Genomic DNA, 11296 nt, shown 5'->3' with positions numbered 1-11296 from the left:
TATCCCATCGGTGTAGCATATAACATGCTTGTACCGCTCGGACCAGCACTAATATCATATTATATTAGTCGGAACCCTAGGTACACTTTCATTCATAGTCGAATAATTTACGGTTATTCGGTAGAGACTGCTAAACCATATTATTAGCATTATATAAATTTAAAATTTATATTCAGTTTTTCTAACACTTCTTAACTACATCTTAATAATAACAGAGATACCTTTTATGGTCAATAGGATTTTCGAACATTTTTATATTTTTTTTATTTTAAATATGCTAGTTTCCGAACTATGCAATATATAATCCTGTTTAATGTTCGGAATTATTCCTATTTCATTTCATAATATATTTTTTCACCATAAAAAACAAAATACTATTCATGATATGTTTTTGTGTATTTATTGTTTTATTTGAAATATTTATTGACAAACAATAAATATTTTATTAAAATAACTATAGAATTAATAGAAAAAAGAAAGTTGAGGTTAATTAAAGTGAAAAAAAATGTTAGTTCTAAAATGCTAAATATCATTGTAACACTCGGCATAACTCTTACTCTCTTAGCACTTCTAGCTACTCCCTTAGTCTTAACAGCTTTTTTTAAAAGCGCACTTTCAGTACTAAATCAGGACTTGGTAATGACTATAACTATTTGTATATATATATGTGCAGCACCTTATATGATAGCTTTATTCAATTTAAAAAAGCTTTCTAAACTAGTGGTAAAAAATAATCCTTTTTCACCTGATACCGCTAAGTCACTAAAGATTATTTCTTTATGTGCTTTTAGCGAAATACTATTATTTAATGGCTGTTCAATATATCTTATGTATTATCATGACATATTTTTATATGCATTATCTATTATCCCTATGATTTTAGTTACATTTATCTCTTTAGCTATAGGCTTTTTAAGCTTAACTTTATCACATTTATTTGATCAAGCTACAAGAATTAAAGATGAAAATGATAAAACTATATAAAAAGGATGACTGTTATGGCGATTATAGTAAATCTAGATGTAATGATGGCAAAAAGGAAAATTAGCTCTACTGAGCTTTCTAAGAAATTAGGTATAACTATGGCTAATCTTTCAATTCTAAAAACTAATAAAGCTAAAGCTATACGTTTCTCTACACTTGAAGCATTATGCAGAATTTTAGACTGTCAACCTGGTGATATTTTGGAATATGTAGAAGATGTAGAAGATGAGGATAACATTTAAAATACCTATAAAAGTAGCTATGACCTTGTTTTAATTAACAAGTATCATAACTACTTAATTTTTTTATTAAATTCTCTTTAATCTATTAGAAACATTGGTTTTTCATCTATCTACTTTTATTCCCACTCAACTGTAGCTGGTGGTTTAGAGGTAATATCATAAACTATCCTATTAACCCCTTCAACTTCATTAACGATTCGTCTTGACATGTTCTCTAAAACTTCATAAGGAATTCGTGCCCAGTCAGCTGTCATAGCATCGGAGCTTGTAATAGCACGAATTCCAATTGTATGAGAATAAGTTCTCTCATCACCCATAACACCAACACTCTTAATATTAGGTAATACAGCAAAGTATTGCCATATTTCACGATCTAATCCTGCTTTTTTAATCTCATCCCGAACGATAGCATCAGCTTCACTCACAATGTTCAGTTTTTCTTCTGTTATCTCTCCTAATACCCTTACGGCTAGTCCTGGTCCTGGGAAAGGTTGTCTCCATACAATTTCTTCTGGTACGCTTAATTCTGTACCTACCATTCTAACTTCATCTTTAAAAAGGAATTTAAAAGGCTCAATCAACTCAAACTTCATATCTTCTGGTAAGCCACCAACATTATGATGACTTTTAATAACTGATGCTGTTTCTGTTCCACTCTCAATAATATCTGGATATAGAGTACCTTGAACTAAGAAGTCAAAATCTCCAAGTTTTTGAGATTCTTCTTCAAAAACACGGATAAATAACTCTCCAATATACTTTCTCTTTGTTTCTGGATCTGTTATACCTTTTAGTTTTTCTAAGAATCTATCCTTTGCATTAACACGAATAAAATTCATTTTAAATTGATTTTTAAAGATGTCTTCAACCCAATCCCCTTCATTTTTTCGAAGTAATCCATGATCTACAAATACACATGTTAAGTTATCACCGATTGCCTTATGAACAAGGACAGCTGCTACAGAAGAATCTACCCCACCAGATAAAGCACATAGAACTTTTCTATTTCCTACTAACTTTCTGATATCTTCTACTTCTTTTTCTATATAATTTCCCATTGTCCAATCTCCTTGGCAATTACAGATTTCATATAGAAAGTTCTTTATAATATCTTTCCCTTTTTCTGTATGCTCTACTTCTGGATGGAATTGTACTGCGTAAAGTCCTTTTTCTTGATTTTCCATTGCAGCTACAGGACAATCTGAAGTTGTAGCACTAATTCTAAAATCAGAAGGTGCCGCTTCAATAAAATCAGTGTGACTCATCCAACAAATAGAGTCTTGCGGAATTCCTTTAAATAACTTAGAGTCTTTATTCATTTGTAAAGCAGTTTTTCCATACTCTCTATTTTTAGCACGATTTACTTTTCCACCTAATGTATGAGCCATTAGTTGTCCACCATAGCAAATTCCTAAAATTGGAATTCCTAATTTGAAAATTTCTTTATCACATTGAGGAGCTTTTTCTCCATATACACTTGATGGCCCTCCAGTAAAGATTAATCCTTTTGGATCTTTAGCTTTAATTTCTTCAGCACTTATTTTATAAGGAACAACTTCACAATAAATATTATGTTCCCTTACTCTACGTGCAATTAATTGATTATACTGACCGCCAAAATCTAATATTAATATTAATTCCTGTTTCATATAGGTCACCTCTTTCTTATTCGCTGATACTATAGTTAGGTGCTTCTTTTGTAATTATTATATCATGTGGATGACTTTCACGAAGGCCAGCTCCAGTAATACGTATAAATTTACCATTTTCCTGTAGGTCTTTTGTAGTTGCAGTTCCACAATAGCCCATGCTTGCTCTTAATCCACCCATTAATTGATAAATAGTTTCCTTAACATATCCTTTATAAGGCACCTTACCTTCTACACCTTCTGGTACTAACTTTTTATTATCTTGTTGGAAGTAACGATCCTTACTTCCCTTTTCCATAGATGCAATAGAACCCATACCTCTGTATACTTTAAAGCTTCTACCATTAAATATAATAGTTTCTCCTGGGCTCTCTTCTGTTCCAGCAAATAAAGAACCTATCATAACAGCACTTGCGCCAGCTGCAATTGCCTTTGGAATATCTCCTGAATACTTAATACCACCATCTGCAATAACTGGGATACCATATTCCTTTGCTACCTTTGCACAGTCATAAACAGCAGTAACCTGTGGTACACCTATTCCAGCAACTATCCTAGTTGTACAAATAGAACCTGGTCCAATACCTACTTTTATAGCGTCAACCCCAGCTTCAATTAGCTCTCTAGCTGCTTCTCCTGTTGCTATATTTCCAGCAATAATTTGAAGATCTTTATACTTTTCTTTAACTTTTTTAACTGTTTCAATTACTCCTTTAGAATGTCCGTGGGCAGTATCTATAACTATAACATCTACTTTAGCCTTGTATAATGCTTCTACTCTATCCATAATATCATTTGAAACTCCAACCGCAGCCCCTGCTAATAGTCGTCCGCTGCTATCTTTTGCAGAATTTGGATATTGAATTGCCTTTTCTATATCTTTAATTGTAATTAATCCCTTTAACATTCCATTTCCATCTACAATAGGTAGCTTTTCAATTTTATGTGCCATTAGAATTTTTTGTGCTTCATCCATAGAGATTCCTTCTCTTGCAGTAATTAGATTGTCCTTTGTCATAGCATCACTAATTTTCTTTTTATGATTTGTTTCAAAACGAATATCTCTATTAGTAATAATCCCTACCAGTTTACCTTCTTCTGTAATTGGCACTCCAGAAATTCTATATCTTGCCATTAATTTTAAAGCATCTTCTATTATATGATCTGGAGATAAAAAGAATGGATCTACAATGACACCGTGCTCACTTCTTTTAACTTTATCTACCTCTAGTGCTTGCTCTTCTATAGACATGTTCTTATGGATAATTCCAATTCCGCCTTCTCTTGCCATAGAAATAGCCATCTTTGCCTCTGTTACCGTGTCCATTCCTGCACTCATAAGTGGAATATTAAGTTTTATTTTTTTAGTTAAATATGTTGAAACATCTACTTGGTTTGGCAATACCTCAGACTTTGATGGAATTAGTAATACGTCATCAAAGGTTATTCCTTCTTTTACAATTTTATCTTCCATAATTCTCTCCTCCATTCTATTATTTTCATCTTTTATATAAAAATAAATTTTAAACACAAAAACCCATATAATAATTTCTCTCTATAGATATAACCTTAGAGTGAAATTATTATACGGGTTTGATAAAACTAATATTGATTATATTAATATATAGGATTAATAAATAAAACCTATATTGCATATAAACAAATAGACTTAGCTTTTCAGTATAATAATTCCACTCATAGTCGAATGATTATCGGTCATTCGGTAGATACTTCCGAACCATATTATCGGTATTATATGAGTGATATTTTTTAAAAAATATTCTACAAAATATGAAGTTTTTTACTGTCTAATAAGATTGTTTCATAATAAAATATCAAATTATAATTCTCTTGTCAAGTGCTTTGCTTTATGATTGTTTTTTCTAAATATTCGATCTTTGTTGTAATGTCAATATTTTAAAGCTATCTTCTTTAATCTCTCAATAATAGGAAGTTTTTGTGTACAAAGAGTCTCACAAAGACCACATGCTATACAATCGGTAGCTGTACTGACTCCCTCTTTTAAAACACCTTGATCCTTAAACCAATTAATACGTTTCTTAGTTTCGTTTTCATCCTTTAATAAAGAAAGATTATAGGCTTCCATATAGGAAGGTATTTTTATCTTTTGAGGGCATTTACTACAATAGCCACAAGTAGTACATAGTAAGTTCATACTGTCTGTAATTCGACTTTTAATTTCTTTTAGTTTTTCATCTGAAACTATAAGTGGATAATCTGCTACCTTTACATTTTCCTCTACTTCTTCAATAGTTTTCATGCCAGCTAACACTACTGTAATCCCTTTCTGTGCTGCATTAAATCTTAGTGCTGCTTGAGACACTGTTTCATCTTGTCTTTCTCTAATAAAATCGAAATAATCTCTATGCTGAGGAATTAATCCTCCACCTTGAGGATTCATTGTAACTACACCTAAATTATGTTCAAATGCAGCTTCTACCCCTTCCTGCCTATAGGGATGGTTTACTAAATTATAACCTAAAAGTACACCTTCAAACACATTATCCTCAATAATTTTACGTATATCCTCACCCTTACAATGGGTCGAAAATACCAAATGCTCAATTAGTCCCTCTTCCTTGGCCTTTAGAGCACCTTCATATGGTCCTCCCGGAGCCATTATATGATGGTATTGATCTAAATCCATAACGCACCACATATGAAAGAAATTAATTTTTTCTATATCCATGATTTTAAGTGAGTTTTCTATTCTCCAGCGAACTTGATCCGCAGTTTTTTCCTTATTTATACTACTTTTTGTAGATACATAATATTGTCCAGGCATATTTTTAAATGCCTGTCCGAATATTGCCTCACTTCTATCGTCACAATAGCCTGGAGCAGTATCAAAATAGTTAATCCCTAGGGCGTTAGCTCTTCTAACTACCTCTGCGCTATAGTCATTATCTTCCCCAAAACGCATTCCACCAAATCCAATAACCGAGACCCTTTTCCTTGTCTTACCATATTCACGATAAATCATTAAATCTCCCCCTAATTTATTTACTACATAAATAATATTATATAATATTTCAAATTATTTTTCTATTTTTTGTAATGCAAATAATAATTTACCACAACTGTATTGTTTTCCAGCTATATGTTTTTAATTTTTTCAAATAATAATATTGGAATACAATAAATTTACTTTATAAGGAGGTAATCGATAAGATGACAAATACTATGCAAGATCAAATGAATACTCCAGTAGGACAAGGAAGTAAAAAGCTTGATTCTGATAATTTAAAGGTACTAGAGGATCAGTTAAATCATGAATCTCTAATGACAAAAAAATGTACCAACTATGCTAGCTATTGTACTGATACTGAACTGAAAAATCTTTGTCAACAAGCATCTCAAAAGCATAAGCAACACTATAATGAGCTATTAAATTACTTGAATTCTCACCAATAGTTAATATGAATAATATAAATTATATAATATATTAAGGAGGTTTTTTTATGCAAATGAATCATCCAACATTTACAGAAAAAGAATTGATGAATGACTTGTTAACTTCCGAAAAACAAGTAACTTCTGCATATAACGTAGGAATAACCGAAGCATCTTGCACTAATTTAAGACAGCATTTAACTAAATGTTTAACAGACACACAAGAAATTCAATACCAAATATTTAATGCAATGAAGCAAAGAGGATGGTATCAAACTAAGCCAGCTCAAAGCCAAGATGTTCAAAGCGCAAAAACAAAATATAACCAAATGAAAAGTGAACTTCAATAATATTAAAATAGGGTAGAACCTCCTACCCTATTTATTATTTATACTTTCTTTTATCTAAATAATAATATAAATATAGTCCTATTAGTAATATTCTAAATATTATTGACGAAAACATTGTAATAACAAATATTACTTAAATTAATTTTATTAAAATGGTCTACTAATATCTTTCCTTTACTTCTTTCCTAATAAAAAAACAAATAAATTCTGAACTTAATCGATTAATAATCCCATTAACAAAGAATCATAAAATATCCCATTAAGTAAAAAATCCCTTTTTAATATACCCTCCTGAACAAATCCAAGCTTATTATACAAATTGATACCACGTACATTATCTGTTCTAACTCTTAGATTTATTTTTCTAATTTTTCCCGTTGTTTTGCTCCACTCAATTAAATATTTTATAAGCTCTTCTCCTATTCCTTTACCCCAATGTTCTTTAACAACAGATACTCCAAATTCACCTACATGAGTATTTCTTAATCTGGAACCACCAGTAAAGTTTAAATTGCCAATAATTTTTCCATCAACTTCAGCAATAATAAACAGGGCATTATCTTTTTTTAATATATTTTCAATCATATCTTCTTCTTGTTTAGCAGTTATTCCAAATTCACCTACACCAAATGTTAAAAAATCTGATTCACCACCAATAACATTTAAGTACTCAATTAATGCTGGAGCATCTGATTTTAAAGCCCTTCTGATAATACATTTATCATTTATTTCTTTCATAACCAATCCTCTCCTTGATTTAGCAATATACCTTGTTTTTATATAAATAGTAATGAAGTTTTTTAACAAAGTAATTTTTTCATCTTCATAGTACTTAATATATTATATTTATTCATTTTTTTGTAAATACCTTTTAAATTTTATATTTTTCTTTATACTAAAAATAAAATACCTAGGGTTTATCATATAATTAAACTATCTAGGCATTTTATTTGTACAATATTTTTATTTTAATTTTTTAACTAATTTATCTGCTATTTCATCAAAAATGGTGTTTTTATATTCAAACACTCTACCACGATCTGATAGTTCTACAAACTCTTTTTCAATTGAAATATTCCCTAAAAAATCGATTCCAAGCTCATTTGCTACCTCTTCTGTTTTTCCTTTTCCAAATAAATAGTATGGTTCTGGATATGATGGGGGCTGTACATAGCTCATATTTTCTATTAAACCTATAACCGGTATATTCATTTTTTCTGCCATATTAATACCCTTAGTTACAATCATAGATACAAGACTTTGAGGTGATGTTACCATTACAATACCCTCTATAGGAATAGACTGCATTACTGTAAGGGCCACATCTCCTGTACCTGGTGGGAAATCAATTAGCAGATAGTCCAGTTCTCCCCATGAAACATCTGTCCAAAATTGTTTTACTACACCACCAACTACAGGACCTCTCCAAATTACAGGTTCTGTTTCATTTGGTAGCAACAAGTTCATCGACATTACCTTTACACCATTTTCTGCTACAATAGGTACAATACTCTGATCTAATTGTTTCGCGGGTCCTTTTAGTCCAAATAGCTTTGGAATACTAGGTCCTGTTATGTCACCATCTAAAATACCTACTAAATATCCTTTTTTTGCTAAGCTTGATGCCAGCATTGATGTAACTGATGATTTACCAACTCCTCCTTTACCACTCATAATACCAATAACATTTTTTATTCTGCTAAATTCATTTTCTTTTTCTGGCACAATACAACTATTAGAAGTGCATTTGCCTTCAACACTATGGGAGCATCCATTACATTTATCACTCATCTTTAGTTCCTCCAATACAAATAAATTCTGCTATAATTTCAGTATATCCATAAGAAACAAGTTAATTCAACACAATATTAATGATTTAAATAAGAAGATATTCTATTATAAGAATAAATTTAATCAATTCTACAGATAATTATATTAGGCTACAAGCTAACTATAATTATTTTGTAAAGGAGTGTTTATATGTCTGAAGAACAAAACAACAACAACAGAACACAACATGCTGATGGTTGGGGAAGTTTAATATTGAGAGTTATACTTTCCGCCATAGTCCTATCAGTTGCCGCATTCCTTACTCCAGGTTTTACTATTCGCGGCATTTGGGCAGTATTGCTAGCAGCTGTAGTTATTTCAGTTGTTGATTATTTAATTCAAAGAGTAACAGGCCTACATGCTTCACCTTTTGGTAGAGGATTTTCTGGTTTTATTATAGCGGCAATTGTGCTTTATGGAACCCAATTTTTGATACCTACTATGAGAGTCACAATGTGGGGAGCTATTTTGGGTGCAATTGCAATAGGTATAATAGATATGATTATCCCTGGACAGACATTTTAAAATATCTTTGAAGTCCTACATAAATAGACCATGCAATTTTTTGCTGGTAATGTGGGTCGTTTAGTTTTTGCTCTTCTTGAGGGTTAGACAAAAAACCACATTCTATTAGAACTGTGGGGATGTCTAACTCTTTTATTATATAAACAGAATCATTTTGTAAAGGTACCCTCTTATTGTCATTGTCTAATACCCTAACCAATTCTTCCTGAATCATATTAGCCAATTGCCTTCCACTCTCATTATTCTTTGGATAGAAGGTTTGAGCACCATAGTACTTAGATTGCGTAAAACTATTTACGTGAATAGATAAAAAAACATGTGGTTCATTTTCTATTACAATATTTTTCCTGTTTGTTAAGTCTATGCTTTTCATTTTTCTATTGCTACCATCATCTATATATAAATCAATATCCTCTTCTCTAGTCATAATTACAATAGAACCACTTTGTTCTAAATATTCACGTAGATATAATGAAATTGCTAAATTAATTTCCTTCTCATGCTTACCATTATGTCCTAATTTACCAGGGTCGAACCCACCATGCCCAGGGTCTATAACTATTACTTTAGCTGTTGTAGGAATACTATATGTCTCTATAGTTTTATAATAATTAAATGATGCAATTAATACTGTGATTGAAATCAATAATAGGCAAATTCTAATTATCCAATATTTACGTACAATAATTAATCTCAACTTATAATTCCTCCTTCCCTTGCTTTATCTTTATTGCTTATTATTATATGAATTGTATAGGTTGTTTCACTACATAATTAATTATTCATTCATGTATAATTAATTAATAATTTAGTAGTTTAAGGGGAAAATATATTTGAAAATATACGTTAGGAGGATATAAATGGAAAATAATAAAGATAAAGAACATGTAATAGATCAGATGAATCAATTAAAGATGCACAATGATAAGATTAAAGAGTGCTTGTCAGCAATACAATTGTTAATGGTAGATAACAATAATAGTCGCATTAAAGATGAATCTGTAACAAATGAACTTGATAATTTATCAAAACAAGTAAATTCTATATCTACATCAATTAATACTATTGAAAGAAGTTTAAGCTAATATATTTCGACATATTTATTTATAATATGATTATTTCCTGGGAAATCTTCATTTTTTCATTCGAAAATTACAACTTACAATGAAAAAGTTTGTATATTATTAATCAACATTTGGCTAATACTCTGGAATAAAATATAAAAACAAAGAAATCCCTCAAACATCAGTGTTTGAGGGATTTTGTATTTTATAAATATTATCTCTTTGAGGATTTTATGGGTTGAATCTTAAATTTGCAAATTCTTCACCCTTATTTGTTAGTTGCAAATTAATTATGAGAAGATTTTTGTAAAGTCTTATAAAGCTCTAAATTCAATTTTAAGCAGTTTCATCCCCGAAATTATGTAATTTATAAACACCTATAAAATAATTGAATACAAACTAATCTGATGTGTTGTTTAATTAATACATTAAATCTTATTTATAATTTTCTATTTTTTTGTTTTTTAATATATTTTCAACAAATCCTTCACACATTTTTATATGCAACATAGTATGGAAGTACAATATATTTTTCTCTAGTGCTCTTTTTTATATAAGAATAAAATAGGGTATGCAGCTTTACATACCCTATTAGTAAAATGTTATTCTTGATATGTTTAGTAAACCCTAGGACATTCTTGTTCTATTGGGCAAACTCTATGACGTTCTTGTTCTCTTGGACACTCTCTAGGACATTCTTGTTCTGTTGGGCACTCTCTACTAGTTCGACCAATTGCAACCTGTCTATTTTGTAAAAGTTTAAGTGTAAGAGCTATAACCATTTTTTCTTCAATTTTTGTGAATACTTTTTCTCCTACAGGTAGATCTGTATGCTTTGGACGTTCACGATGTAAAAACTCGTCGAACTCAACAATTTTAGCACTTATTAATTCACAAAATACTAGTTCATTAAAAAATTCTGTGCTGATTTGATTAAACTCTGATAAATCTCCTGATAATAGTCTATCTTTTTCAGCAAAATCATTTGATAATTCTTTTGATGTAAAAAATTCAAATTCATTTGATGTATTAGTAATAAGAGGTGCTGGACATGTACCATTAAATCTAACTACTGTTGTACATTCAAAAGGAACATCTACTGTACAGTGACGAATATCTCCACACATTCCATGATGACTTGAGCATTCTCTTGTTGCGAATTCAATATTTTTACGAACAAATCCTTTAATAAATAAAATGTCAGTACCTTGTATAAGCATACATTGAACTACTTTTAC

General features: G+C 30.4%; 13 protein-coding genes and 2 riboswitches. Of the genes, 6 read left to right on the top strand and 7 right to left on the bottom strand.

Annotated elements, in window-relative coordinates; genetic code table 11:
• Positions 1-75 precede the first annotated feature (75 nt).
• Positions 76-177, bottom strand: a riboswitch (purine riboswitch).
• A gap of 318 nt (positions 178-495) precedes the next feature.
• Entirely contained in the window at positions 496-984 is a 489-nt protein-coding gene (locus KQI88_RS16405) for a DUF2975 domain-containing protein (protein WP_216419227.1), read from the top strand.
• Positions 985-998: 14 nt separating this feature from the next.
• Positions 999-1226, top strand: coding sequence for a helix-turn-helix domain-containing protein (locus KQI88_RS16400; RefSeq protein WP_216419225.1), 228 nt, complete (start codon positions 999-1001; stop codon positions 1224-1226).
• A gap of 116 nt (positions 1227-1342) precedes the next feature.
• Here KQI88_RS16400 and guaA read toward each other — a convergent pair whose 3' ends face one another.
• The 3 genes from guaA to KQI88_RS16385 all read right to left on the bottom strand — a co-directional run bounded on the left by guaA (position 1343) and on the right by KQI88_RS16385 (position 5879).
• On the bottom strand, positions 1343-2875 hold the full coding sequence (gene guaA, locus KQI88_RS16395) for a glutamine-hydrolyzing GMP synthase (RefSeq protein WP_216419224.1): 1533 nt from the start codon (positions 2873-2875) through the stop codon (positions 1343-1345).
• Between the two features lie 16 nt (positions 2876-2891).
• Positions 2892-4349 (bottom strand): IMP dehydrogenase, encoded by a 1458-nt coding sequence (guaB, locus tag KQI88_RS16390; RefSeq protein WP_216419221.1) that lies wholly within the window; start codon positions 4347-4349, stop codon positions 2892-2894.
• A gap of 204 nt (positions 4350-4553) precedes the next feature.
• Positions 4554-4655, bottom strand: a riboswitch (purine riboswitch).
• A 129-nt stretch (positions 4656-4784) separates the two neighbouring features.
• Positions 4785-5879, bottom strand: coding sequence for an aldo/keto reductase (locus KQI88_RS16385; protein WP_216419219.1), 1095 nt, complete (start codon positions 5877-5879; stop codon positions 4785-4787).
• Positions 5880-6067: 188 nt separating this feature from the next.
• Between KQI88_RS16385 and KQI88_RS16380 the strand changes: the two genes are divergently transcribed.
• Both KQI88_RS16380 and KQI88_RS16375 read left to right on the top strand, forming a co-directional pair.
• Positions 6068-6310: a hypothetical protein gene (locus KQI88_RS16380; RefSeq protein ID WP_246579353.1), complete on the top strand. Its 243-nt coding sequence runs from the start codon at positions 6068-6070 to the stop codon at positions 6308-6310.
• Positions 6311-6357: 47 nt separating this feature from the next.
• The gene (locus tag KQI88_RS16375; RefSeq protein WP_212375699.1) at positions 6358-6639 is read left to right on the top strand and encodes a spore coat protein; all 282 of its coding nucleotides are present in this window, start codon (positions 6358-6360) and stop codon (positions 6637-6639) included.
• Between the two features lie 213 nt (positions 6640-6852).
• Here the strand turns inward: KQI88_RS16375 and KQI88_RS16370 are convergent, their stop codons facing one another.
• On the bottom strand, positions 6853-7377 hold the full coding sequence (locus KQI88_RS16370; protein WP_216419216.1) for a GNAT family N-acetyltransferase: 525 nt from the start codon (positions 7375-7377) through the stop codon (positions 6853-6855).
• A gap of 225 nt (positions 7378-7602) precedes the next feature.
• Entirely contained in the window at positions 7603-8430 is an 828-nt protein-coding gene (locus KQI88_RS16365) for an Mrp/NBP35 family ATP-binding protein (protein ID WP_216419214.1), read from the bottom strand.
• A gap of 189 nt (positions 8431-8619) precedes the next feature.
• On the opposite strand from KQI88_RS16365, the gene KQI88_RS16360 reads away from it, so the two are divergent.
• Positions 8620-8994: a phage holin family protein gene (locus KQI88_RS16360; RefSeq protein ID WP_216419212.1), complete on the top strand. Its 375-nt coding sequence runs from the start codon at positions 8620-8622 to the stop codon at positions 8992-8994.
• Here KQI88_RS16360 and cwlD read toward each other — a convergent pair.
• Entirely contained in the window at positions 8972-9691 is a 720-nt protein-coding gene (cwlD, locus tag KQI88_RS16355) for an N-acetylmuramoyl-L-alanine amidase CwlD (protein WP_281417648.1), read from the bottom strand. The two genes, KQI88_RS16360 and cwlD, sit on opposite strands and share 23 nt — an antisense overlap.
• Before the next feature lie 163 nt (positions 9692-9854).
• On the opposite strand from cwlD, the gene KQI88_RS16350 reads away from it, so the two are divergent.
• Entirely contained in the window at positions 9855-10079 is a 225-nt protein-coding gene (locus tag KQI88_RS16350; RefSeq protein WP_216419210.1) for a hypothetical protein, read from the top strand.
• Between the two features lie 596 nt (positions 10080-10675).
• On the opposite strand, the gene KQI88_RS16345 is transcribed toward KQI88_RS16350, so the two are convergent.
• On the bottom strand, positions 10676-11296 hold a 621-nt coding region (locus KQI88_RS16345; RefSeq protein ID WP_408629730.1), incomplete at its 5' end, for a CsxC family protein.

It is taken from the genome of Alkaliphilus flagellatus, from assembly GCF_018919215.1.
GTDB classification, from domain to species: Bacteria; Bacillota; Clostridia; order Peptostreptococcales; family Natronincolaceae; genus Alkaliphilus_B; species Alkaliphilus_B flagellatus.
The sequence above is the reverse complement of the archived record's forward strand: the minus strand, read 5'-3'. Positions and strand labels throughout refer to the sequence as shown.